We start from the raw sequence: 26,149 nt of genomic DNA on the forward strand, positions 1-26,149 counted from the left end.
CCGTACGTTCTACGGATGTACCGCTTTATTGTTTGACGATCTTCTTCGTTTCCACCACAAACCCTTTTACGATCTGCAACAGGTACATGCCCGGGGTTACGCGGCTCAGGTCTACCCTTGCCGTTTCCCCATCCCTTGCTTTTTGCTGCTGGATAATGTTGCCGGTCATGTCCGTCAGCCTGATCGTAACAACCGCTTTTGATGTGCCGCTGAGTACTACCTGCACGTAAGAGGAAGCAGGATTCGGGAATACGAGCGCGCTGGATTTGCCGGCGGATGTTGCCGCCGCCGGGTTAACCTTGCGGATTAACGGCGCACTGGCGGGATATACCAGCTTCCGTTCTCCATCGTACCCCACTGCATATACGGTGGTGGCTGTATCAGGGAACTGCACCTTCGTCAGTGAATTATTGCTGCTGCCGGTGCCCGCAATGGCCACATCGATGAGCGTATCGTTCTTATAGGTTTCAAATGCCACTGCGTGCTGCCACTGCGCGGGATCTACCGTCACCACGTTGTTGCTGTACGTGGCGCCCACTCCTGCCGTGCCGGTAACAGGTTCCATTTGCAGGTAAATGTTTACGCTGTTAGCGGAAAGATAGTTGATCACGGAGGACACCGGCTGGGAATACCCTTTCGCCTGGATGGCGGTGATCGTGGAATCTACCTGTTGTTGTGTAATGGTAATCCGTTTCGATGTATAGTCATTCACTACTTCATCGATCGGTACGAGCAGGCCTGCTTTGACAAAGAAGTCGGTCAGGTCTTCTTTCACCACATCACAGATGTTGCTCACGCAGTTCAGGATCAGCTGCCCGTCGCTGAGACCGGCTTCGTTGGTGAGCCGTACTTTCTCCAGCATATCGCCCAGCCAGAAAGCCACATCCGGCTGTCCGCCGCCGGGAGCGGGTGTTCCGGCCAGCCGTTGTTGCAGCGTGGGGAGATTTTTGCTGGCGCCGGCAGACTGGTAGTACAATTCGAGTTGCCAGAACGGCACCAGCGTCCTGAACACATCTCCATTGCCCATGATCGGCTTTTTCTGAACAGCCCCATATAAAATGGCGCCATTTATACGCCCGCCGATGATGCCGGGCCTTACGCCATCTACTGATATGGTCTCTCCTTCGAGCCTTGTGGCGGAAGGATAAGCACTGCCCATGGTGTACTGGCACCAGGTGGAATAGAGATTGTTAGTCACTTCTGTAGTGCCCGTCCATTTGAAGCCGGGCCGTACCTGGTTCACATGGCCGAATTCATGCGCAATCCCCCAGGGGTCCGCCAGTACGCCCTGTGCCGTGCAAAGGCCCGCTTCGCCCCAGGTGAGGTCGAAATGCGCGCCCCAGCCGCCGGCATACCAACCGCCACTATAGGCGGAGTAAGCGAACATATGGTTTTTAGGCACCCGGTTATATTTGAACAGGCCCATCAGCTGGTACTCCGTTTTCACGATCGAATCATACGCCGCCGCCAGCGCCACGCCGCTTTGCAGGGTATTGCCCACCAGCGCGGCTTTATGATAATTCATGTGCATGTACCGGCCTTTGATGTCGAGACTGGGATAGATCCCGTTGGTCAGGTATTCGAACCAGTCCGCATCTGTATCCGTCAGCGGGTCATAAACGCCGTTTACCCTACCGGTGGCAATATGGATGGCGATCGGCAGCCGCGACGAATCGTTGCTGTAATAGTTGATATACCCCAGCCCGTCTGCCGTAATATCGATCACATTCAGCCCTTCCTGGAGGATGTACGTATGATCTGTAATGTTGGTCCCCAACGCCAGGTCCGTCACCCGCAGGGAGGGCGTAAAGCCGTTTGTGGGGCCTACGAACAGCACCGCTTTGGTATTTGCCTTGAATGCGATACCGGTGGGATTTTCGAATGAATTATAGGTGGATGTTTTTAACGTGGCGGCTGTAGTGCTCACTACCGGGTACACCTGGTAGTGCTGCAGCCGGAATTTTTTCCGGTAACTCTGGTTGAAAATACATTGCGCCAGCGTTTTGAAGAACGGCATAGACATGGTGTCTATCTGCGCCTGTGTCACACCGGGTTTGAGCACGGCATACAAACTGTCGAACATATGGCTGTATATACTGGTTGATGCGGTGTTTTTGGTAAAGAATTCCATTTCCGCACAGCTGGCAAAGTTGCCCTGCCCGCTCAGCACTTTGATGATCACCGTAGCCGGATTAACGAGCGGCGAAGACAGTGTGATCCGGGAAGGCGTGCCGCTGAAGCCCAGCTGGGCATCCTTCACTTTCACCGCGGCCGATCCGGGCGTGGCTTTATACCACACTTCCATATTCCCGAAATGCCCGTTGCCGCCACCGTCCTGCCGTGGCGTATACACAATGTAATCGATGCGGTTATTCCCGGAAAAATTATAAGTCATTTCTATCGGGAATCCGCCTCCGGCCCAGGACGAATGGTAGAAAGTACTTTTGTTGTTATCCACCGTTAAGCCGATAGCCTCTCCGGCGCTGTTGGCCGGGGGATTTACGGCCACACTGGCAACGGATACTTTGGTATCCATCAGGCTGGAAAGACCGTTTGCCGGGTTCTCACAGTCGATAGCCAGCGTGGGCTCTACGGTTGTCCAGAATCTCATTTCCCCGCAGCTGGAAAAATTACCGGTGGCCGTCTTGACAATGAACCGGACATATGCGGGCTCATCCAGTTCGCTCCCGGTGAGGTCTATGACCTTCGTGGTATTTTCGTTGGCCCAGGACAGATCCCTTACTTTTACAAAAGGAGAGTCTGCTTTACGGTAATACAGCTCCACCGTTCGCCAGACGCCATTCAGGCCCGTAGGCCGGGGCACATAGGCGATCCTGTTGATGTCGCTGATGTTGGAAAAATAAAAATCCACCGTGTCCGGCATTGCATTGAGGCTCCAGTTGGAATGGTATACCGTGGTGGTATCCCCATCGATGCATTTTCCCGGCTCAGCTCCTGGCTGGGCCGGCCTGACAGATGTAACGAAAACTGGAGCTGCATGGTACTGGGCAGTTGCGGGAATACTGATTCCCATTACAAAGAGTAGCGTGTTAAAATATTTCATGGTTAACTGATTAGGTGCTCGATTAATAGACATGCATAGATGGCACTATTCGCAATACGCAACCAGTTCAGGGATCATCCCGCATGTGTTCTGTAAACTATCGTGAGTAAGAGTAAAGGCTAACAGCTGCTTTCATACAAATCAATTCTCGGGTTTGCGACTTTGGTTCTCAGGATAATTTTGACTGAATTTAGGCAATAAAATTATTCCGTCAAAATTTCCTGATGGTGTTTTCTTGTTGCTACTGTTATACAATCCCTTAGGATTGATCCTTCCCAACTTCGTCAAACGAAAGAGGGCGTCTCACCTGTTGGAGACACCCTCATTTTATTCAATCGTAAATATTCTTAGTTCACCTGTATCATTTCCGCATCACTGAGTTTCCATTCATTGTCGTAAAAACCGGCCATCTTCACTTCGTCCACGCCGGTGGCCAGCATTTTGGCGCTGTAGATCATGAAGTCCGGGAAACCGCTGGCGCCCGCGAAATACTGATTCGCATACGCAGCTTTCATGCCGGCAAGCCCGCTGCCGCTTATTACGGCTACAGAGGCCATATCAGAGCCTTTCAGCGGCCATACGAAACAGGTGCTGAGATCTTCTCCCGTCCATTGCTTGCCGCCCGCGGTCACTTTGTTCCGCTCCACCTGTATCGGGCAATCGTTCAGCAGCAGGTTCCACGCTTTGTTCGTGCTTTTGTTCCCGTAAACGATCACGCCCCTGTCTTTGTATTTCTCCGCCGTATAATCTTTGTCCGCAATAATGTCTACCGCGCCATTGCCACGATAGTACCAGGTTTCGGCGTCATAACGCGCTTTATTAAAACTCCATTCGTTTTCTTCTTTGGTGCCGCCCGTGCTGTACACGAAGATCATGCGGTAGTTAAACGCATCTTTTAATGTACCATAACGGTGCGGGCCTTTTTCGGAAAGCGGCGATGCCTGATGAACGGCCCATTTGCCGCTGTTATTCAAAATATACAACTGCGCTCCTGCCTTGCCGGCGATCTCCGTTCCATCGATATTGACCTTCACATCCGTGCCCGCGTCAAAATCAGCGAGGTCGAGGCGGAGCAGGCGTACGTTTTCCGTAGTGCCGGTGATGGTCCTGGCGGTCCTGTTCCTGTCCAGTTTGATGCGGCTGTATTGCAAAGGATGCAATTGCTGCTGTACGGAAGCCCAGCGGAAAGAAGCGGAAATGCCGGGATTGGAGGTGGTGAAATCTATGCTGCGCACGGCAGTGTCCACCGGGCGGCTATGCCATTTAAAAAAGTCGAAGAGGGGCTTCCAGTCCACGCTGATATCGCCAAACCAGTGTTCGCCGCCGGGATATTCATTGTAGCTGAAATCAGGATGGAATTTACCCAGCAGCTCACGCATCTGCCGCGCATAGTTTACAGATACGGTGCGGTCCGCGTCGCCATGGAATATATACACGCCCAGCGGTTTGTAATTCTGCACCAGTTTGATCACATCGCTCTGGTTGCCGGAGCGCAGCAGCATCTGTTCCATCGGGGAATTGCTGCTGTCCGGTATCAGGCCGTCCGCCGAGCCATACCCTTTCAGGGTAGGATACCCGGCGCTGGGCGCAATGCCGGCCCATTTATCCGGGTAGGTGGCGCCGAGGAACCAGGTACCATGGCCACCCATGGAATGGCCGGTGAGATAAATATGCTGAGGGTCCGGCTGAAACCGGTTACGCGCGATATTCAATACTTCCAATGCATCCAGCCTGCCCCAGTCTTCCCAATTAAATCCCCGGGGGCGGCGGTTCGTAGCGGCTACCAGTGTGCCCCAGTCTTTGTGCTGATAAGCTCTTGCCTGCCCGATGGCTTCCACGCCCGCGCCATGCACGGAAAGGAAAAGCGCGGAGCCTTTCTGCGGGCCGTTCACCTGCGGCGTTACCGCGAAATACTGGAGGCTGCCGTCTATCTGGCTGATGAACGTGCTGCTGTATTTGCCGGTGGCCATTACGGCCTCCACTTCTATTTTGGATTCATCCAGGGTTTTGCCTTTGTCCGTCACAGCAATGGCGCAGGACGTTTTGCCCTCGGCGCTCACGGTACTGGCGTCAAAGGAAAAAGGCACCTTACGGGATGATTTCGCCGGGATGGCGGGTATGTCCGTTGTAAGTTCTTTGCCCTGGTGGCTGGTGCGGAATTGCAGGCCTTTTAATTCTTTGGAGGTATGGTTGATGACCACCACAGCTCCCTGCAACGCGTCATTTTTTTCACCGATCACGATAGCGGGCATGGTGGGATCTTCGGTGACCAGTTGCACCGGTTTGCCGGGGAAACTCAGGCTGGCGGTGATGAACACGCCGCGCACATAAATTTCATTCAGCCCTTTTTTCAGCTGCACCGGGATATACAACCAGCCCGAGCTGTAAGGGTCGCCGGTATGCGGCTCGCCGTTAAAATACAGGCCGCTGTTCCCTTTGATGTTCAGGAGCGCGGGCTGCGCTTTGTCCGACTGGTAAGTGAGATAAAAATATCCGCCCCGCCCGAAATTGATGCCCCGGCCCGCTCCTCCCCGTCCGCCGCGGCGGAAGAGGCGGTTTGCGCTATCCGCGGTAACGGCCTGCCAGGTTTGCGGCTGGCCATCCTCGCCTTTCTCAAACACTGCCCCGTCCACCGGCGTTTTCAGCTGATGAGTATAGAGGCGGTAAGCAAGCAGATCGGTATAAATGGCTTCGCGGCCGTAACGCTGAGGACTGGTCACGACCAGGCCGTTTTTGAAGTGCCAGGTATCCTGCGAAAACACAGGGAGCTGAAGGCTGGTCAGTACGACCAGCAATGCGTAAGTAATCTTGTTCATGTAAGGAATAAATTGGAAAATGAGGTCAGGAGAGTTCTTTCTCCTTTATATTTTTACGGGTGGTCTTGTATTCTTTCACTTTATTTTCCATCACCAGCGCCACGGCCCCGATCAGTTCCGCCTGGTAGCCCAGGGTGGAAATGGCGAGTTTGGTATTGGCGGCCAGGCGGGGAATGCTGTGTTCGTTCAGCGCCTGCTGCACCGGTGCTTCCCATACCTTTCCGGCCAGCGTGCCGCGCCCGCTCAGTACCACAGATTCCGGGTTCATGAGGTGGATCAGGATGGCCACCGCTTTGCCGATATCATAACCGGTGTGGGACAGGAGCTCTATCACAAAACGGTCTCCTTTCAGCGCCGCTTTTACGATCGCGTCCCAATCCGTGTCTCCGTGGCCGCTCGGGAAATTTTTGCCCAATGCGGAGGGGCGGCCGTCCTTAAGCCCTTTCGCCGCTTTTTCGATCACCACCAGCAGGGAAGCCTCCGTTTCCAGGCAGCCGCTTTTGCCGCAGCTACACAGTTTGTTGTTATTAAAAATGGGGATGTGGCTGAACTCGCCCGCAAAGCCGTCGTGCCCGCGGAACAGTTCTCCGTTTAATATCATGCCCAGGCCTATGCCCCAGCCAATATTCACCACCACCGCGTTTTTCTTCTGCCGGGCCGCCCCAAAGCGGAATTCCGCCAGGGCGATGAGGCTGGAATCGTTATCGATGTATACGGGGATATTTAATTCGTCTGTCAGGTATTCCGTGATGGTCTTATTGCCCGCATTCAGGAACGAGTAGTTCACCCCATTCTTAAAATCCACAAAACCGGGCATCCCGATACCCGCTCCCACAACCTTTTCCCGGTCTATACCGGATTCCCGGATCACCTCGGCCATTTTTTCCGCCAGCTGCACGATAGCATCGGGGTTGTTGGTCAGCGGCAATTCAAACTCCTTTACGGGTGTAACGGGGTTGTTTTCAATGTCCATCAGGGTAATGCGGGTAAACATCTGGTCCATGGCTACGGCCAGGATATAAATGGCGCCGGGTTTGGGCGCGTATATCACCGGGCGCCTGCCGCCGCTGGAGGGGGCATAGCCGGATTCCACGATCACACCGTCCGCGATCAGGGTGTCTATCACCTTCATCACATGCGGAATGCTTTTTCCCATCCGCTCGCTGAGGTCCGTGGACGACAGCTTGCCGGAAAAGTAAAACTCTTTTAAGGCCAGTGTTTTATAATAACTTTTATTTACCATATGCACAAATCGCTATACTGTGTTACAAAAACATATCATTCCAGCTCAATCAGCTCATCGCCCGCAATATACTTCGAATAAATAAGCAGTAATGTAAACATCTCGTCGTCCGACTTCATACTTCCCCGTGAAAAGACGTACTCAGGCGGGTTATGCGGGTTTAGCGGGTTGTTTTTCGTGTTGTCGTACGTACCTCTCATGTGGATGATGGAGCCGCGGGGGATCCTGACCGGTCTTTTGAACCGGTACAGTTCCTGCCAGCGGAAGTCCCACTGCGGTATTTTGATCAGCCGGATGGTATCGGCGGAGGGCGTCACCACAAATGCCTCGAAGGATTTCCCCAGGAAGTGCATGTGCGGCCAGACATATAAAAGGGATTGTTCTTCCGGCGTTTTCATCTTCAGCTCGAAGGTCCTGACCTCATTCGGCGGGATCATAAAGATGGGATCGATGTCCCGCTCGCCCACGCCGCCGGAGCCCAGGCTGATGATACGTACCGGTCTTTTTACAGGGGCGTCTTTAAAATACAGGTTTACGCCCACGACAGATTCCTCATTGGCGGCAATGGCCGCATAGTGTACGGTGAACAGTGCCACGCCCCTGCGCGGCAGCATCCAGCCAAATTCTTTCGGGTAATATTCGGTGGAGGCCCCGGGTATCCAGCCGGTATAATAGACCATCTGCTGTTTGTAGCGGTCAAACGCGCTCCTGTTCCCGGGATCTTCGTCCGTATTGATGGTGCTGATGCCTTCGTTCAGGTCTATTGCGGCATCGGGCACATTATAAAATCCATAATTGATGTGATGTATGATCTTCCGGTTGTTCGTCACAAATTCCACGGCCTCAATGCTTTTTTCGGCGGGAAGCTCAAAGGGGACCTTAAATTCAATGAACCTTTCGTGGTTATCCCCCTTGACAAGAAAAGTGCCTTTGGACTTCAACACCAGGTCCGGTGCTCTTCCCGGGGTTTGTTTATCGGTCGGGGCGGCGGTTATTTTGGTTTTGGGCGCTTTTCCCTTTGGCGCATTGTTGTCTATCCAGGCCAGTATTTTCGTTTTTTCGTCCGCCGTGAGCCCACGCTGGTTGGCAAAACAGGAATACGCGGTATCCGCGCGCCAGGGCGGCATATATCCTGTGGAGATCACTTCCTTCAGGAAATTGAGCCGTTTGGTAAAATCCTCGTACCGCAGCAGCGGGAACGGGCCCGCTTCACCCGGCCGGTGGCAGGTGCCGCATTTATTCAGCAGGATGGGCTCCACATCATGGTAAGTTTGCCCGCGGAGGTGTACAAATGCACAGGCGAATAATAAGGTGAATAACAGTCTGCGCATATGGGTCATTTAGTACTGATAAAGCACCCGATTGCTTTGGTTTCAGCGGGGCTGATATTTTTATGTTGTAAGGAATTGTCTATCGCGTCCCGGAGGTAATGCCGGTCCGCCTGGCGCTTTTTCCTGCCTAAACTCACCACCCAGTCATCTATGGCGCCTTTGTAGAGAAGGCCGCCGTTGCTGTCATACAAAAAAACCTCGGGCGTGATAGTGGCCCGGGTATAATTGATCAGTGTTTTGTTTTTATCGTTCACCAGCACAAAATCCACCGCGTATTTATGTTTAAACGCTTTTATTTCATTGTCACTGTAGCCGGCATCGGGAAAAACGCCTACGATCTGCAGGGCATCCTTCCGGCTTTGTTGAATATCGTTGAGAACAAGGGTATAGTTGCGGCTGAGGGGGCAGTCCGGGGAAAGGAATACAAAGGCCGTCAGTTTTCCGTTATTGGCCAGGGAAAGCGGTTTCCCGTCAATGGTTTTTATTTTGATGTCCCTGAGGGCATGCTGTGCGTGCGCTGCGAGAGAAAAAAGACAGCTGAGTATAACAAAAAATAACTTCATGAAAAACAGCTTTAAAATTACAGTGAATTCAAACCGGCCGTATTAGGGCCAGCCTGAATTCACTGTATGGTACTGCTAAGATAATTTATTTCTTATCCCACCAAACCCTTCCGGTGATATCCGTCAGATCGCCGAATTCGGGATCTTTCTGCATATCCAGAACGGATTGTTTCCTGTTTTCGTAGTTGAAATCCGTGATCGGGGGCACAAAAATGCTCCATCTCCTGGGCATGATCGCTTCCGTACCGCCGCTCCTGATCTTTTCGGCCTGGAACACCACACCGGTTTGGCTGGGATAACCGGTCCTTTTGATATGCGCCCAGCACTCCATCGGGTTCCTGTACAGCTGGAAATACTGCTGGATACAGATCTGCTCGATACCTTTCGCCGGGTTGTAAACGATATCCGCCTGGTTTTTGTAAGCGGTCACTTCAGCGGGCTCCAGCGCAGTATAACCTGTTACATTCGCATCTTTACCCCACTGGTCGTAATCGGCCAGGGAAGCTTCAATCCCTCTTTCATACCAGAGTTTTGCATCTTCAGTGGTCACGCCTCTTGCAGCCAGCTCAGCTCTCATAAAACAAACGTCCGCATAAGTGATCACCGGGTAGTTTACCCTGCCGGAGCTTACCGCGGAATTGAACAGCTGGTCCTGGATGTAGGAAACATAAGCGGTGCTGCCGAAAATGTAGTTGAAGTAGAACCTTTTATCCGCTTCGCCTACCGCTTCCGGGCTGGTGTAACGGCCACGGTATTCCTGGTATACTTCGCCGGCGGCAATGGTGCCGTTGGCTTTGTACGTATTAAAGTCCGCCTGCGTGAGCGCTACTTTACGATACAGGTTCCTGATACGGGGATCGGTGGTTTTGTACATAAAATCAATAGAGGCTTTCTGACCGGAAAGACCGGCAGCAAGACCATAGTTGCCACCGTTGGCAACACCGATACCGCCTTTGAACACCCAGTTGGCTGCCCTGCTGTCGATAGGGCCTACGTTATCGGCCAGCACGTCAAGGATGATCGCTTTGGCTTCATTGGGTTTTCTTTTCAGCTGGCGCATGGCAATACGCATCCTCAGGGAGTTTGCAGCTTTGATCCAGTTGGTGGGTTCGTCGCCTACGCCGTGAAACCAGAGGTCGGAACCTCCCAGTCTTTTTGCTTCACCTGCGATGGGCTTTTTCAGCTCAGCCACAGCAGCTTTTAATTCCGCATCCAGTGCTGCGAACAGTTGTTCCTGCGGATCATATTTCGGCGTCAGCATCGGGGGGCTGGTATACCTGGCCTGGAAGGCTTCGGAATAAGCAATGCTGCCCGTGATATCGGATATCTGGAAAGCGGCGAGTACCATCGGGATATGGGAAATGGCGCCCATATGCGCATATTCCCCTTGTTTATCGGCTGGCATTTTGCTGATGATATTCCTCAGTTCCTTCATCGCGCCACCTGCTCCCATTGTTTCCCTGGAGTACAGGTTTTCGAAGCAATAAGGATTGCCTGATGCGGAAATCGGCGTTTTGAACCGCGTGATTACCGCACCGTTGCCACCGAGCGGCACCCAGGCGCCGATCCAGTACTGGATATTACGGTGAATATCATAATATGCTTCAAAGTCGTTTCCATGAATGGCTATTGCAGCTGTCGGGAACAAGTTTTTCGGATCTACCTGGATATTCGTTAATACATCCGGGTCCGTGTTCAACTCCGCATACTTTTCGCGGCTGCAGGAAGTTGCTAAAATTGCCAGCGCGCCGGCTTGTAATAATATCTTCCTCATAAAAATATTTTATATAATCTGGTTGTTATTGTTTACAGTAATGCTTTTCCTGTTGTTCCTAGAAATTTGCGTTCAGTGAAAATCCAAACTGCCTGAAATAAGGTGTACCACCGTTTTCGACAAACGCACCAGCGCTGGTAGAACTCAGGTTGTCAGGATTCACATGATCGGGAGCGTTGTTGTACAGGAAAAACAGGTTGCGTCCTATCACGGAAGCGCGAAGGTTGTTCAGTTTCAGTTTGTTCGCAATATTCGTCGGAAGATCATAGCTCAGCGATACTTCGCGCACAGATACCCAGGAAGATTCGAACACGCTTGCCTGCCTGATACCGTTTGCCCAGCCATAAGTGTGGTCGTAATAATCAGATGCCATTACGGGTTTTACCCAGCCTTTGGAATAGGCATCAGCCACCGTCATACCGCCTACGTTGTGCTCCTGGCCGTCGGCGCTTGCGCTGGCCGGAATTACCGTACCGTCAGCAAATACACCTACCGGCAGGATGCCGTCGTTACGTTTTCCGGGGCCCTGGCCGTTGTAGTTGGTATTGCTCTGGTATTCAAGACCGCCGAGGTCTGCCGTACGTCCGTTCAGCGTGTGCGCCAGCTGACCGTATTGAGAACCGTAACCATAAGTAGTAGAATACACGTCACCGCCAATCTTAGCGTCAAGGAATACGCTGAGGGCAAGTCTTTTGTAGTTGAAAGTATTGCGGATGCTACCGAGGAAGTCAGGCATGGTAGAACCTACCACAGGGTCTGATTCGCCGCCAACGGAAGGATTGTAGGTACCTGCTCTCAGGTAATACATTACAGGACCGCCCAATGCGCCTCTTGTTGCGCCAAAACCAATCACCGGCATACCATTCAGCGGGCTGTTCACATTTGCACCGCCTGCGCCTTTGGCCTGGTAAGAAGCATACCCGTAGTTGGACCGGATGCTGCCATAGTCTCCGCCAACATAAGCTACTGAGTAAATGCCGTCGTTACCGTCAAGCAGTGCTGCTTTGGAATTGAAAGGCAGGGAAAGCACGCTGTTTTTGTTACGCGCGTAGTTAAACATCACATCCCAGGAGAAGTCGTTGATCTTGAGGGGCGTACCGTACAACTGCAGTTCCACGCCTTTGTTCCTTACTTTACCTTCGTTGATCAATGCAGTATTACCGCCTGATACAATGGGAATGGTAAAGTCCTGGATCTGGTTTTTGGAATCCTGCTGGTAAACAGTGATGTCACCGCCCAGCCTGTTGCCGAACAGTTTGAATTCCAGCCCCGCCTCGATCTTGGCGTTGCGCACGGGCACCAGGTTCTGGTTGGGCAGGGAGTTATTAGAGAAGCCATATCTGAGGATCGTTCCACCATATGCATCCTGGTAAGCTCCGTATGCCGCAAAAGATCCGGTGCTGGTCCTGTAAGGAGTGGTACCACCACCCGCTTCCACATAAGAAACGCGCAGTTTACCGAATTCAACCGCTTTGGGTAGTTTGAACAGATCGGTGAATACAAACGCGAGATCCGCGCCGGGATAGAAGTAGGAATATTCACCGTGACCATCATTGTACACCAGTGTACTGTTCCAGTCATTACGGCCATAAATGTTAAGCGTCAGGTAATCTTTGAAGCCGATGCTGCTCTGGAAAAACAAGGAAGCATTCTGCATCTTCATAGGTTTGTTTTCCACCAGTACAGGTCTTTCTTTTGTATTGGAAAGACGGAACACATCGGGTGTGATGAATCCGTTGGTCCTGGCTTCCGTGCCAACCTGGCTGGACTGGTTCAGTTCACCGCCGCCTTGTACCAGCAGGTCGAACTTACCGATGCTCTTGATGTAGTTCAGCGCGCCTCTGTAACGGTATTGTTTTACACTGTTGTTGTTCACCCGGTATTCACCGTTTGCAAAGCCGGCGCTTGTGCCCCTGATCTTAGCAGTATAGTTAGTTTCAAAAGTATTGACAGATGCACTACCATCCAAACGCAACCAGTTGGTCAGGTCCGCTCTCAGGTTGAGGCTTCCGCGCAGGTTGTTTTCTTTTTGTTCGTATTGGTTCTGGTACATGTACCAGAAAGCATTAGATGCACCGGATTCGTCGCGGTTGGTATAACCGCCGTTAACGGGATCGATGTAATTGTCCATCCAGTAGTTGATATCATAGTTCCGGGGAACGCCGTAGCTGCTTCTGTACAGCAGGCTGTTGCCACCCAGCAGTGCCGGGTTCTTCGTCTTACTTTGCGTGTAAGCGGTATTGATATCAAGCAGTACGGCTTTAACGGGGCGGTGTGTAGCCCTGAAATTGAAGCTGTTCCTGTTCAGGTCATTGTTGGGTGTAGCGGAAGATGCACCGAGGTTGGAGTATGAAAAACGGAAAGTCGTTTTGTCGTTACCGCCTGAAATACCAACATTGGTATTACGGTTGATACCAGTTTCATACATATCCAGCACATCGTTGTAACCGACGTCGTTGCGGCGGTAGAGACCGGTGATGTCCCTGAACATCTGGCCTTTCATTTCGGGGCCGAAGCTCAGGTAATAACTGTCCGTGTTGATGGCAAGGCTGTCGCCGCCCAGTTTCGTCCAGTCGTTTGCATGATACCCCGAGCCGAAACGGTCCTGCAGGTCCACAGTTTTATATGCTCTTTCAAACATCAGCGTCTGGGTGAAAGACACGCCCAGGCCCTTTTGAGAGAAACCTTTTTTGGTTTTGATGAGGATCACACCGTTTGATGCGCGGCTGCCGTACAGCGCCGTTACCGCACCGCCTTTTAATACGGAGATGGATTCGATGTCATCCGGGTTGATGTCTTTCAGGATGTTACCGAAATCCTGCTCGCCGCCGCGGTTGGGGAGGATCACCTGTTCGTCCATCACAATTTCATCTATCACTACGAGCGGCTGGTTGCCATAAGGATCCAGGTTTGCACTGCCCCTGATAAGGAACCTCGTGGAAGCCTGCGGGCCGCCGGAGTTCGGGGTCACCTGCAAACCGGGCACCATGCCTTGTAATGCGGAAATAGGGTTTACGGCTGCAGTCCTCCTGATATCGTCACCCGAAACCTGGGTAACGGAATATCCTAAGTTCCTTTTAGCCCTGCTTTCACCAAAACCGGTTACCACTACTTCGTTCAGCGCTCTCTGGTCGTCCTGGAGCGTTACATTGAGCGTAGTGCCGGTGCCTACCACCACTTCTTTGGTAGCAAACCCGATACAGGAAATCACCAGCGTGGCGCCGGGAGAAACCGATATACGGTAAAACCCTTCCGCGTCTGAAAGAGCCCGGTTCTTTGTGCCCTTTTCTACAATATTGGCAGCTATTACCGGGGCTGACTTACTATCCACAATCGAGCCGCCGACTGTCGGCTTTTGTTGTGCTGATAGGGACGACGTAATGCCGAATAGCAGCAACGTCAGCATGAGAAATGCATGAGATGTTCGCATCGCAATTTTGATTTTTGGTTTGACTATGAAATATAAACTTTCAGAAAAAATAGCAGCAGACGAGCATGCCTGTTAATCCCGGACAACGACGCGCGACAGCTCTAATTGCCGCGCATACGAATCCCTCCTGCAGTTTTAATTGCATTGACGATGAAATGTAAACTGGCAGAAATTCATCTTAGATTAAACATGCCGGTATAGGCATAGCGTTTGATCTGGCATAAACCGATCTGCTGACAATCTTGAATTTGGTTTGATTATGAAATAAACGTCGTGGACAAAACCAGCCTGTAACCATGTCTAACAAAGGCACTGGTATTGATTGCTACATTAACTGATTGCTTGCAAATTTGATTTTGATTTGACTATAAAATAATGCTCTGAAAAATGATAGATAAAGTTTGGCTGAAGCCCCGTCAGGTGGAAGGCATTAGCGAAATTTTTTACATTAACTGACTACTGGCAATTCGATCTTTGGTTTGACTACTGATTAAAAATGCTCGAAAATTCGTGGATAAATGCCCGCTGATCTTGTAATCGGGGAAGGCATAGTGCTTAAAAAGTGCTGATTAAATACTAAATGACAGATCGCTTTCACGGTATACTTTTACGAAAGTAGGAAATACTTTTGAAAAAAAATAAAAAGTAAGAAAGAATTTTAACAATCATTTATGGGAAATTACCGCTTGACAAGTTCATATTACACGTAATGAATCATGGAGAGTAGCCTTCAAAATGCTCCATAACAAGTTAAATGTCAAACATTTAATACAAAAAACATCACTTTACCACGCGCTCCTTTCCACCTTCATACCGCTGATTATGCCTCTATCCCGGCCAGCCTTCCCCGGATTCGAACCCCAGGCCTGAAAAAACTTCCCCTTCAATACTACTTCGTATCCTTTCGTTTGTCTCATTATGAGAGGCTTCCTGATATCCGGCACGGGCCGTGGAAGCGGCGGCCTGAATCTGACGTCCCGTTATGAACATACCGCTCCTGTTATGGAGCTTAAATGATATGAATATTATGAAATCAATGACCGGCTTTTGCGGCAGGGCTTTATTCTCCTGTTTGATTGGACTGTTTGCCGCCACCGGGGCCAGGGCCCAGCAGGAACTGGACGTGATCCGCAACTGGATGCTGTATAGCGACGCCCCGAATTCCCTCTATCATCACCTGGCGGCGGAAGCTTTCGGATATCTTGAAAAACGCGCCGCTACTATAGCCAGCCTGCATTCGCTCCCGCAGTGGCAGCAGCGGCAACAATGGCTGCGGCAGACGCTGGGTGAAGCGGTGGGGGCTTTCCCGGAGAAAACGCCGTTACATCCGCGCGTAACCTCCGTACGGCAAAAGGATGACTACCGCGTGGAAAACATCATTTATGAATCGCAGCCCGGTTTGTATGTCACCGGTTCTTTATTTGTTCCGGGCAACTTAAAAAAAGGCTCCAAAGCGCCCGCTATCCTGTATTGCAGCGGCCACTCCGCTACCGGCTACCGTTCACCCGCTTACCAACGTGTCATCCTCAACCTCGTCAAAAAAGGTTTTGTGGTGTTTGCCTTCGACCCCATCGGGCAGGGGGAACGGCTGGAGTATTATGATGCGGCGGCCGGAAAGTCCCGACACAAATGGCCGTCTAACGAACACTCCTACCCCGGCGCACAGGTGTTTATAACGGGCCAGACCCTGGCGATGTACATGATCTGGGACGGCATCAGGGCGGTGGATTTCCTGCTGACGCGAAAAGAGGTGGACCCGGCACGTATTGGCATCACTGGCCGTTCCGGCGGCGGTACGCAATGCGCTTACATCGCCGCGTTTGATGACAGGATCAGCGTTTCCGCGCCTGAAAATTACATCACCAGTTTCACACGCCTTTACCAGTCCATCGGTCCGCAGGATGCTGAACAGAATTTCCCGGGCGGCATCTCACGCGGCCTGGACATGGGCGACCTACTGACGGTACGCGCGCCTAAACCCTGCCTGATGATCACTACCACAAGGGATATGTTTTCCATCCAGGGCGCTGAGGAAACCGCAGGGGAGGTATCCGCCGCCTATTCCGCTTATGATAAAAAAGATAACTTCCTGATGGTGACGGACGATGCCCCGCATGCCTCCACCAAAAAGAACCGGGAAGCGCTGTACACATTTCTCCGGAAACACCTCCATCATCCCGGCACCGTGACAGACGAGGAGATCCAGCCCTTAAGCGCTGAAGAGCTGCAGGTAACGGAAACGGGGCAGATCAGCACATCGCTGAAAGGAGAAACCATCTACAGCCTCAACCTCAAAGCAGCGCAGGCAAAACACGCAGCCCTGCAAGCCGCCCGCAAACAAACTACAACATACCTTCCCGCGATGCTGGAATCCGCCAGGAAGCTGTCCGGCTACCGTACTCCGACAACTGACGGCGCTCCCGTATTCACCGGTCGCCTGCAAAAAGAGGGATATGTCATTGAAAAAACATTCATTAAAGGCGAAGGCGATTATGTGATCCCTTACCTGCTACTGAAGCCGGCGAATACAAACAACAAAGCCATTATCTACCTGCATCCTTCCGGTAAAGCCGCGGATGCGGCGGCCGGCGGGAAAATGGAAACACTGGTGAAACAAGGTTTTACCGTGCTCGCGCCCGATATGGCTGGCACCGGCGAAACCGGCCCCGGGGCCTTTAGAGGCGATTCCTATATCGATAGCATTTCTTACAACCTCTGGTTCGCCTCTATCCAGACCGGCAGAAGCATTACAGGCATCCGCGCGGCCGACGTAACAAAGCTGGCAAAGCTGCTGGTGAAAACCTATGGTGTAAAAGAAGTCTATGGTTTCGCGCAAAAAGAAATGGCCCCGGTAATGCTGCACGCCGCCGCATTTAGCAAAGAAATCACACGTATTGCGCTGGTATCCCCCTGCGTTTCCTGGTTTTCCATCCTGTCCGGCCGCATCTATCAACCGGGCTTTATACAAAACGCCGTGGCCGGATCGGCGGGCGTGTACGATCTCCCCGATCTCGCCGCCAGCCTGGCTCCACGCAGGCTGCTCATCACCGGCCCCACCGATGGGACCGGCGGGGAACAACAAGGCGGAACGGAAGACCTCACCTTTATCCAAACAATGTATAGTACCCGGCAAGCGGAAGACCAGCTGAGAATCATCCCTTCCGGCCCCGTGGAAAACTTACAGGACGCCCTTTTATGGTGGCTGAAAGATTAGCAAATGAAACGATTAAATCTCCGGATCATGATGAAAAATATAATAGGGGCATGGTTGTGTTTATTCACCTTACAGGCCGCCGCGAATGACTACCTCGTTACCGATTTCGGCGCAAAGCCCGGTGCAGGCACGATGAATACCGCTGCTATCAACAAGACCATTCAGCATTGCCATTCCAAAGGAGGAGGCAGGGTAATTATTCCCGCGGGTGTTTTTAATTCAGGCACACTTATTCTGAAAGACAACGTGGAATTACATCTTCAAATGGGAGCTACCCTGCTGGCAAGCGGCGCGCAGGAAGACTTCCCGGTACAGCCGCAGCCGCGTTACCGCTCCCAGAAAGACCCCGGTGGCTGGCGCGCGCTGATCTATGCAAACGAAGCGGCCAACATCGCCATTACAGGTCCCGGCACAATAGACGGGAACGGCGCCAGGCATCCCGGCAATCCGAAAAACAAACTGGGAAGCGATATGGACGGCAGGCCGCGAAACATCCTTTTGATCTCCTGCCGCAACGTAAGGGTTGAACAGGTACGAATGCTAAACTCCGCTGTATGGAACCAGCATTACCTGGATTGCGAAGATGTGACGGTGGACAGGATAAATGTTTACAATCATGCGAACCGGAACAACGACGGCATCGATATAGACGGGTGCAGGAGGTTTATATTATCCAATTCCGTTTTTGATACGGACGATGACGCCATTGTAATAAAAAGCACGGGCGCGGCCGCAACGGAAGACCTGGTGATCACCAACTGCATCGTATCCAGCTTTTGCAATGCGATCAAAGCCGGCACCGAATCCACCGGCGGCTTCAGGAATATTGCTATTTCCAACTGCGTGATCAAACCGAGCCGAAACGCTCATCCGCCTATCTACGGCACCGCCCGGGGCATTGCCGGCCTTTCCCTTGAAATAGTGGACGGCGGCACCATGGAAGGCATCAGCATCAGCAATGTTACCATCAGCGGCACAGACTGCCCCTTGTTTGTAAGGCTCGGCAACCGTGCCAGGAAACACACCGCGGCAGCACCTGCCCCGCCCGTGGGCACCATGAAAAATATCGTGATCAGCAACGTAACGGCTTACGCCACCGGCAACTATTGTTCATCCATTACCGCTATACCCGGTCACTACGTTGAGAATATCTCCCTTTCCAATATCCAGTTCTTCAACAAAGGCGGCCTTCAGCCCGGCGGGTATATCAAAGATATCAGGGACGTGAAGGAAGATGAAAAGGGTTACCCGCAACCCACTGCCTGGAAAGAACTTCCTTCCTCCGGTCTTTTTATCAGGCACGCGAAAAATGTGCAGGTAAATGGTCTTATGCTGGGCTCAGATTCTTCAGACCCGCGCCCGCCCGTGATGGCGGAGGATGTGGCTGGCTTGCAGATAAGCCGTGTGGCAAGGATCCCGAACTCCGGGGAGGCGTTCTTTTTTATCGGAAAAGATGTGCGTCATGTGGCTGTAGAGGCCCCGGCGGGATGGGAAAAGGAAGTGATGAAAACAAACGAATAGCATTTCTTCCGATTAATTCTTACTGCAATCGTAACAATGAGAATATAAATTGCATTATTTAGGGTACACCCGGGAATTCTTTCCCGGGTGATTTTTTGTTGTGGTGTACCCGTTACTGGCAACAAAAAAGGAAGAGCCATTGCAAGCTCTTCCTCTATCGGTATGTCAGCTCCGGAGTTGATCTATTTCCACAATGGATTTTGCTCCATCGCTTTGTTCAGCGACATTTCCAGGCTGGGTATGGGCAATAGATTATGTTTCTCCGCCACATTATTATACCCCCGAGTTGCGTATCTCAGGTTGGTGGGTGCGTTCTGCCCGTGATCCGCTCCTACGGCTTTCATCACCGGTATAAAGATGCCCCAGCGGATCAGGTCGTGTTTACGGAGGGCTTCAAAAGCCAGTTCCCTGGCCCTCTCCTGCTGCAGAACTTTGCGGAAATCTTCATGGCCAAGGCCGGACAGATCCGCTTCCGTTATATTGGTGGCATCCGGCAGCAGTTTGCCATATCCTCTTCTCCGCACAAGATTGATGGCATCATAAGCCGCGGCGGATGGCCCGTTGTTGATTTCATTATCCGCCTCCGCGAACATCAGCAATACATCGGAATAACGCAGCACCGGGAAATTCGTAGGGCCGTAATCGGTACTCCTCGGCAGTACGGTCTCATATTTCCGCCGCCATTTGCCGCAGCTCCTGCTGTAGATGTCCGTGGCGGCTTTGGGCACTTCTTCCGTACCGCTGCTTCCGCGGAAGCTGAAGGGCGCAATGTTCCAGTCGCGGCGCAGATCGCCGGGGGCGTACATTTTGTAAAGCGTGCCGGTCGCGCCGATCCTTTCATAAGCGTACCCGGCCACATTATCACGGTTGAGCGTAGAGGCATAGTTCACAAACCGGCCACCCATTTTGAGCGTGCTGGCGCTGTTGCCGTAAAACTCGATCTCCCAGAGCGTTTCGTTGTACTGTGTGTCGTACAGGTCCGCCGTCTCGTTGATGAACACCTGTTTGTAATCGATATGCAGGCGGTGTATGCCGGATTGTATCACACTGTCCGCCCATGCGCGGGCATCGGTGTATTTGCTTTCGTCTTTCAGCGGTTCGCCGGCCATTTTCAGGCATACCCTTGCGAGCATGCCCATGATCGCGGTTTTGGATACATGCACGGGATTACCGTTCACACTATAGCTGTTCACCAGGTCTTTTGCGGCGGTCATATCGCTGAGTACCTGCTCAAACACCTGTTTGGAAGGCGTCCGGGGATTGTCCGTATTCCGGCTGTCTATAGTGGGTTCCAGCAGCAGCGGCACATCGCCCCACATGGATACCAGCTGAAAATACATGAACGCGCGCAGGAAAAGCGCTTCGCCTTTGATCACGTTCCGGGCGGCTTCGTCCATTACAGGCCGGTTGATACCTGCCAACAGGTAATTGGCGCGATTGATGCCTTTGTACAGATCGCGCCAGGCTGCATCCACGTATGTGTCTGCCGTATTGTGATCGTAAGCCATCGCATTGGCGGTGGTGGTGGACTGTTTATAAAATGCCTCATCGCTGCCGTGGGCAAGGAACAGGGAAAGATACAGGCCGTAGGTGGCATCGGCGGCCAGCGCATTGTACACGCCGGCAAGCGCTTCGTTCAGCTCCTTTTCCGTGCTGTAATATTGTTCAGGTGAAGTAAAATCCTCCGGCTTTGTGGCCAGGAACTTTTTACAGGAAGTGCCCGCCAGCATGATGATCGTAATTAACAGGACGATTGTTTTTTTCATGTTGAGCTTCTTTTATAATGTCATGTTAAGGCCAAAGGTGATGGTTCTGGCGCGTGGATAAACGGAATAGTCGAACCCGGGCGTGAGCGCGGAATCATAGGCGGATACCTCGGGATCGAAGCCGCTGTATTTCGTCCAGGTGAGCAGGTTCTGCGCGGATGCGTAGATCCGGAGGCTGCTGATCTTAATGCTTTTGAGAAGCTGAGCCGGGAAGTTGTAACCCAGTGCCACGGTTTTCAGCCGGAGATATGAGCCGTCTTCCACCACGCGCGAGGAATACCCGAAGTCCGTCGGGCCATACCCGTTTGTCCGGAAATAGGTATTGTTCTGGTTTTCGGGCGTCCAGCGGTCTTTGTAGGTGGCAAACATGTTCTGATGCATCCTGCCGCCGCCTTCAAAAATGATGCGGTTCGCGTTAAATATCTCCTGCCCGGCGGCGAACTGGAAAAACACATTCAGGTCAAATCCTTTCCATGAAAAATTGTTGGTAAACCCGCCCGTATAATCCGGGTTGGGATTGCCGATCACGGTACGGTCCTCACTGTTCACCTTACCGTCCCCGTTGTAATCCCTGTACTTTATATCGCCGGGCCGGGTAGTGGCGCGGTTCGTATGATATGTGGGCACACCGTCTTTCAGTACATATACCCCGGGGCTGGTTTCGTTAAAATCGTTGTACTGGTAATTGCCTTCCCATAAATAACCATAATACTGCGCAATAGGCCCGCCAACTTCGGCGGTGTACAACGGCACCTTACTGAAATCAAGGTTCCAGAGGAGGATGGACAACAACTCCTGCTGCCCTTCCGCCAGCTGCAGCACTTTATTCCTGTTGAACGAAATGTTGAAACCCGCATTCCATTTAAATGCCGTTTTATCCAGGATTTCGCCGTTCAACGTAAATTCCACACCCGCGTTCTGCACTTCGCCGATATTTTTAAAAGCATTGGTAAATCCGATGGATGTGGGCACTTTGGCGTCCAGCAGCAGGTCGGACGTTACTTTTTTATAAATATCTGTTTCCAGTGTCAGGCGCTGGTTGAAGAAACCGAGGTCAAGCCCTACATCCGTCTGCCGCGTGCTTTCCCATCTCAGGCTTTGCGTGCCCAGTTCGGAAAGGATGGCGGCTTTCACCGGCTGGTTGTTAAAACTGTAAGCAGTGGCTGCGGGAAGCGTAATGGCGGAGAGGTACGCAAAGTCAGACACCCGGTTGTTGCCCGTTACACCATAACTCACCCGCAGCTTCGCATTGGAAATAAACGCCAGCGGCTTCATAAAATCCTCCTCGTTGATCCTCCAGGCCACGGAGCCGGATGGAAAAAAGCCCCACTTGTTGCCGTCTGAGAAACGGGAAGAGCCATCCGCGCGGAAAGATGCCGTCAGCAAATATTTGTCGCGGAAAGTATAATTGACCCTGCCGAGAAACGAGGCCAGCGCGGACGAAGACGCGCCGGAATTTACCGTCACGGGTGTGCCTTCGCGCAGCCCCGCTATGCCCAGTGCCTCGTTCGGCACCATATTGGCCGCGTAGCCGCCCAGCGAGCTTTTATTGCTCTGCACGGTAAAGCCCGCCACGGCATTGAGGCGGTGAGAGCTGTTCAGCGCCTTGTTGAAAGTAAGTGTGTTCTCATTCAGGTAACTGTTCCTCTCCAGGAAGTTCACGGAGCCATTCACGCCGTAGTTTTTCCCGGATTGTGTCATCGGGCTGCCCTGGGCGGTTTTGCTGTTGTTAAATGCTTCTGTTTTGATCTTCTCTTTTGTCATGCCGCCGGTAACGCGGAGGGTGACATATTTCCCGAACATGTATTCCGCGTAAGCGTTTACCAGGGTGACGTCCGAAATCGTCTTCCGGTGCTCGTTTTTTACGGAATAAAGCGGGTTGAACCGCATGTCCGCCAGGCCGTTCACCACATCGTCCACCTCTTCGTCTATCAGCGTGGAGCCGGAGTTGCCGGGTACCGGCCTGTATCCCCATACGCTGTACATCAGGTTGGTAGAAAAAACTGTTTCCCTGCCCACCGCGGGCATAGTGCCAAATTTTTCCAGGTGGCTGAGGTTTGCATTCACGCCTATCCTGAAATGGTCATTGATAGCCTGCTCGAGGTTCATGCGGCCCTGGAAGCGGTCGTAGCCGGTATTTACGATCACCCCGTCCTGGTTGAGGTAAGAACCGGAGATGGAATATTTTGTTGTTTTGGTGCCGCCGCTGATGGAAATAAAATGGTTCTGCATGGGCTGTACCCTGAAGATCTCGTCCTGCAGGTCCAGGCCGGGTACATTGCGGTAACTTTCTATGCTTTTGCCGTTCGCGAGATAAGCGGGGTTGGCCAGCGAACTGTCCCGCTCCACCTGGTATTTTACGAACTCGTAGGGATCCAGGAGGTCCATCCGGCGGATATTTTGCTGGATGCCGTAGTAGCCGTTGTAAGTGATCACCGGCGGGCCTTCGCGGCCTTTCCTAGTGGTGATGATCACGACGCCGTTTGCACCCCTTGCACCGTAGATCGCCGTAGCGGAGGCGTCCTTTAATATTTCGATGCTGGTAATCTCGGCGGGATTGATCGCATTATTGTCTGAGCTTTCCATCGGGAAGCCGTCTATCACGTACAACGGCGAGTTGTCCTGTGTAACGGAATTATTTCCCCTGATCACCACTTTCATATCCGCCCCCGGCTGTCCGTCCACGGAGCTGACCTGTACGCCGGCCACCCGGCCCGCCAGCGCCTCTTCAAATGAGCGCACCGGCGCTTTATGAAAGTCCGCCATTTTCACGGATGCGATGGAACCGGTGAGGTCCCTGCGCCGTACTTCGCCGTAACCGGTCACTACTACTTCCCGCATAGATTCAGTGGAGGGAGATATCTTCACCACTACTTCCGGCCCGTTCACGATCGTTTCTTTTTTTTCGTACCCGATAAAACTGATCACGATCACCGCGCCTTTTGCAGCAGCGATTTTAAAGTTGCCGTTCTGATCGGTCACCGCACGGCTGCCAGAGCCTTTCACCATCACGGAAGCGCCAATCACGGCTTCACCGTTTTTGTCATCCACCACACGCCCGGTGATGGTACTGTCCGCCGCCTGCTGAACGGGCGTTTCTTTCTTTTTGATAATGATCATCCGGTCGTCTATGTAAAAGCTCAGCGGAAGACCGGCGAGACATTTCTGCATGGCCTGCTGTACCGTTACATTTTTTACCTGGAGGTCGATCTTCTCGATCTTGCTGATAAGGTCTTTATCATACATAAAATCGTAGCCGCTCTGCGCGCGGATGAGCTTTAGTATTTTTTCCAGCGGCGCATTTTTTTCGTTGATGGTAATGTTCTGCGCATAACCATTGGCGGCAGTGGCCTGTAGCGCCACGGCGAGCAACAGCGCCAGGGCAAATTTCATAACAAGCGGAAACGTAAAGGCATAACAGGGCCGCTTACCTTTCGCGGTAATTTTTTTGAACATTCAATTGCGGTATTTTAGTTGATAAATGCCCCCCCTTCGTGTGAAAGGCCTTCTCATGCCGGGGCCTATTGGTAATACTCCTGGCTTATCTGATCACTTTAATTTTCCTGTCTTCTATCTTGAATTTAACTCCTCCTGTTACTTCCAGCATTTTCAGCACTTCCGTAATACTCCGGCCACGGGACACTTCTCCCCCGATGCGGAACGGTGCGGGATCGTATTCATACACCACATCCACGTCGTACCAGCGGGAGACCATCCGCATCACTGTTTTAAAATCCTGCCCGTTAAAAATAAACTCACCGTTTTTCCAGGCGGTCTCCATCTCTGTTTCGGCGTTCCTTATGCTGATCTTCCCCTCATGTAATACTGACTGCTGGCCTGGCTTCAGCAGGCTGCCGTTTACTTTCACGGCGCCTTTCAGCAGGGTGGTTTTGACATCCGGTTCATCATTGTAGGCATTCACGTTAAAATGGGTGCCCAGTACTTCCACCGTATGGCCGTTGCTGATCACTTTAAACGGTTTGCCCGCGTCTTTGGCCACTTCAAAATACGCTTCCCCGGAAAGTGTTACGCTGCGGTCGTTCAGTCCCGCGAAAGAAGGTGGGAAAGTGAGTGCCGAAGCGGCATTTAGCCAAACGCGGGTGCCATCTGGCAGGTCCACACGGTATTGCCCGCCGCGTGGCGTGCTGATCGTATTACGTTTGCCGGCTTCCGCGCCCGCAGGCCCTCCGCCGGGCTCGTACATCAACTGTCCTTCCTTAGTTTTGGAGATGCGGCTATCCCCTTGTTTCGCCAGCTCTCCTTCCGCGGCGTCCGTGAGGGATATGGAAGCGCCGTTGCTGAGGGTGAGCACCGCTTTGTTTCCGCCCGGCTGAATATCCTGCTGCGCGATTGCGGCGGGTGGAACCGGTACGGCTTTCTGATCTTTCAGATAAAATACCAGCGCGCCCGAAATCAACAACAGTATGGCCGCGGCAGCCGCTGCCCGGTATGCCGTAAAGAGTCTGCGGTGTACCACGGGGCGGGCTATGCCCGCCTTTTGCAGGGTTCCGGCCCAGATCTCAGCGTCCAGGTGTTCAAACACATGGTCGTCCGCCAGCTTTTTCCCGGCGGCCTCGGATTCGTACCAATGCTCCACCATGGCCCGTTCAGAAGCGCTGGCCGTACCCTGGGTGTATCTTGTCAAAAGTTCTTCTGCCTGTTGTCGGTTCACAGTATTGGTATTATGCCCGGAGGCTGCTTTAATAATAAGACGTTCGGAAAGAAGGAAGGTAGTATCCGGATGAAAAAAATTTATCGCTAACGCATGGAGGCAAGCAGAACGACAACCACCGCCCCTGCATCTTTCAGATTCAGCCGTATCTGTTGCAGGGATTTATGCATTTGTTTTTTTACTGTTTTATCAGATATGCCGAGGCGCCCGGCTATTTCTTTATAGCTGAGATTTTCTTTGCGGCTGAGTTCGAATATTTCTTTCATCCTGGGCGGAAGAGCCTGTATTTCCCGTTCTATGGCGGCTGCCAGGTCTTTTTCGTCCAGTTGCTCGAGGGTGGCGGTGCTGCTATCGCTGGCAAAACGGCCGAGGGTATCCAGGTAAGCGCCGTGGAATTTGTTTTTCCTGATAAGATTGATCACTTTATGCCTGGCCGATACATATAGATAACCCGCGAGGTTGGAATATTGCTGTTCGCGTTTGATCCATATTTCGCTGAATACTTCCTGGATCACATCTTTGGCTTCTTCCTCATCCAGCAGCATCTTGTATACGTGCCCGTATATGACCCGCCAGTAACGCTCATATATCTGAGCAAAGGCAGACTGGTCCCCGGACTTCAGCAAGCCCGCCAGTTCCATGTCTGATAGTTGGCTGTATGCGTGATCCATAATGTGGTTGATAAAACTGTCCTTGACTGACGGTAAAGTGATTACAATATTAAAAAATTGTTTTGGTTCATTTCATCCTAATTC

General features: G+C 52.2%; 13 protein-coding genes. 2 read left to right on the forward strand and 11 right to left on the reverse strand.

Features of this window, described 5'->3' with window-relative positions:
• Positions 1-25 precede the first annotated feature (25 nt).
• The 7 genes from EG028_RS17530 to EG028_RS17560 form a co-directional block, all read right to left on the reverse strand.
• Complete coding sequence (locus tag EG028_RS17530) at positions 26-3,064, reverse strand: M60 family metallopeptidase (RefSeq protein WP_162946554.1); 3,039 nt, start codon at positions 3,062-3,064, stop codon at positions 26-28.
• A gap of 347 nt (positions 3,065-3,411) precedes the next feature.
• Positions 3,412-5,880: a carboxylesterase family protein gene (locus tag EG028_RS17535; protein ID WP_120517744.1), complete on the reverse strand. Its 2,469-nt coding sequence runs from the start codon at positions 5,878-5,880 to the stop codon at positions 3,412-3,414.
• Between the two features lie 25 nt (positions 5,881-5,905).
• Complete coding sequence (locus EG028_RS17540) at positions 5,906-7,123, reverse strand: ROK family protein (RefSeq protein WP_120517743.1); 1,218 nt, start codon at positions 7,121-7,123, stop codon at positions 5,906-5,908.
• Positions 7,124-7,158: 35 nt separating this feature from the next.
• Positions 7,159-8,454 (reverse strand): c-type cytochrome, encoded by a 1,296-nt coding sequence (locus EG028_RS17545; RefSeq protein ID WP_206614469.1) that lies wholly within the window; start codon positions 8,452-8,454, stop codon positions 7,159-7,161.
• Positions 8,455-8,459: 5 nt separating this feature from the next.
• Positions 8,460-9,017 carry a redoxin domain-containing protein gene (locus tag EG028_RS17550; RefSeq protein ID WP_120517741.1) on the reverse strand — a complete coding sequence of 186 codons (558 nt, stop codon included), beginning with the start codon at positions 9,015-9,017 and terminating at the stop codon, positions 8,460-8,462.
• A gap of 85 nt (positions 9,018-9,102) precedes the next feature.
• Positions 9,103-10,791 (reverse strand): SusD/RagB family nutrient-binding outer membrane lipoprotein, encoded by a 1,689-nt coding sequence (locus EG028_RS17555; protein WP_120517740.1) that lies wholly within the window; start codon positions 10,789-10,791, stop codon positions 9,103-9,105.
• Positions 10,792-10,849: 58 nt separating this feature from the next.
• Entirely contained in the window at positions 10,850-14,221 is a 3,372-nt protein-coding gene (locus EG028_RS17560) for a SusC/RagA family TonB-linked outer membrane protein (RefSeq protein ID WP_120517739.1), read from the reverse strand.
• Positions 14,222-15,248: 1,027 nt separating this feature from the next.
• Between EG028_RS17560 and EG028_RS17565 the strand changes: the two genes are divergently transcribed.
• On the forward strand, positions 15,249-17,435 hold the full coding sequence (locus tag EG028_RS17565; RefSeq protein ID WP_241559163.1) for an alpha/beta hydrolase family protein: 2,187 nt from the start codon (positions 15,249-15,251) through the stop codon (positions 17,433-17,435).
• A gap of 27 nt (positions 17,436-17,462) precedes the next feature.
• Positions 17,463-18,956 carry a glycoside hydrolase family 28 protein gene (locus EG028_RS17570; RefSeq protein WP_120517911.1) on the forward strand — a complete coding sequence of 498 codons (1,494 nt, stop codon included), beginning with the start codon at positions 17,463-17,465 and terminating at the stop codon, positions 18,954-18,956.
• A 182-nt stretch (positions 18,957-19,138) separates the two neighbouring features.
• Here the strand turns inward: EG028_RS17570 and EG028_RS17575 are convergent, their stop codons facing one another.
• The 4 genes from EG028_RS17575 to EG028_RS17590 all read right to left on the reverse strand — a co-directional run bounded on the left by EG028_RS17575 (position 19,139) and on the right by EG028_RS17590 (position 26,065).
• Positions 19,139-20,722 carry a RagB/SusD family nutrient uptake outer membrane protein gene (locus EG028_RS17575; protein WP_120517737.1) on the reverse strand — a complete coding sequence of 528 codons (1,584 nt, stop codon included), beginning with the start codon at positions 20,720-20,722 and terminating at the stop codon, positions 19,139-19,141.
• Between the two features lie 12 nt (positions 20,723-20,734).
• Entirely contained in the window at positions 20,735-24,115 is a 3,381-nt protein-coding gene (locus EG028_RS17580; protein ID WP_120517910.1) for a TonB-dependent receptor, read from the reverse strand.
• A gap of 148 nt (positions 24,116-24,263) precedes the next feature.
• Positions 24,264-25,394 (reverse strand): FecR family protein, encoded by a 1,131-nt coding sequence (locus EG028_RS17585; RefSeq protein WP_120517736.1) that lies wholly within the window; start codon positions 25,392-25,394, stop codon positions 24,264-24,266.
• Positions 25,395-25,480: 86 nt separating this feature from the next.
• Positions 25,481-26,065 carry an RNA polymerase sigma factor gene (locus EG028_RS17590; RefSeq protein WP_120517735.1) on the reverse strand — a complete coding sequence of 195 codons (585 nt, stop codon included), beginning with the start codon at positions 26,063-26,065 and terminating at the stop codon, positions 25,481-25,483.
• Positions 26,066-26,149: the final 84 nt, after the last annotated feature.

Origin of the sequence: Chitinophaga barathri (genome assembly GCF_003807585.1) — a bacterium.
Taxonomy (GTDB): Bacteria; Bacteroidota; Bacteroidia; order Chitinophagales; family Chitinophagaceae; genus Chitinophaga; species Chitinophaga barathri.

Coding starts and splice junctions, on each gene's coding strand:
- EG028_RS17565 (WP_241559163.1), top strand. CDS start 15,249: ATGAAATCAATGACCGGCTTTTGCGGCAGGGCTTTATTCTCCTGTTTG.
- EG028_RS17590 (WP_120517735.1), bottom strand. CDS start 26,065: ATGGATCACGCATACAGCCAACTATCAGACATGGAACTGGCGGGCTTG.
- EG028_RS17580 (WP_120517910.1), bottom strand. CDS start 24,115: ATGAAATTTGCCCTGGCGCTGTTGCTCGCCGTGGCGCTACAGGCCACT.
- EG028_RS17550 (WP_120517741.1), bottom strand. CDS start 9,017: ATGAAGTTATTTTTTGTTATACTCAGCTGTCTTTTTTCTCTCGCAGCG.
- EG028_RS17540 (WP_120517743.1), bottom strand. CDS start 7,123: ATGGTAAATAAAAGTTATTATAAAACACTGGCCTTAAAAGAGTTTTAC.
- EG028_RS17545 (WP_206614469.1), bottom strand. CDS start 8,454: ATGCGCAGACTGTTATTCACCTTATTATTCGCCTGTGCATTTGTACAC.
- EG028_RS17575 (WP_120517737.1), bottom strand. CDS start 20,722: ATGAAAAAAACAATCGTCCTGTTAATTACGATCATCATGCTGGCGGGC.
- EG028_RS17555 (WP_120517740.1), bottom strand. CDS start 10,791: ATGAGGAAGATATTATTACAAGCCGGCGCGCTGGCAATTTTAGCAACT.
- EG028_RS17570 (WP_120517911.1), top strand. CDS start 17,463: ATGATGAAAAATATAATAGGGGCATGGTTGTGTTTATTCACCTTACAG.
- EG028_RS17560 (WP_120517739.1), bottom strand. CDS start 14,221: ATGCGAACATCTCATGCATTTCTCATGCTGACGTTGCTGCTATTCGGC.
- EG028_RS17535 (WP_120517744.1), bottom strand. CDS start 5,880: ATGAACAAGATTACTTACGCATTGCTGGTCGTACTGACCAGCCTTCAG.
- EG028_RS17530 (WP_162946554.1), bottom strand. CDS start 3,064: ATGAAATATTTTAACACGCTACTCTTTGTAATGGGAATCAGTATTCCC.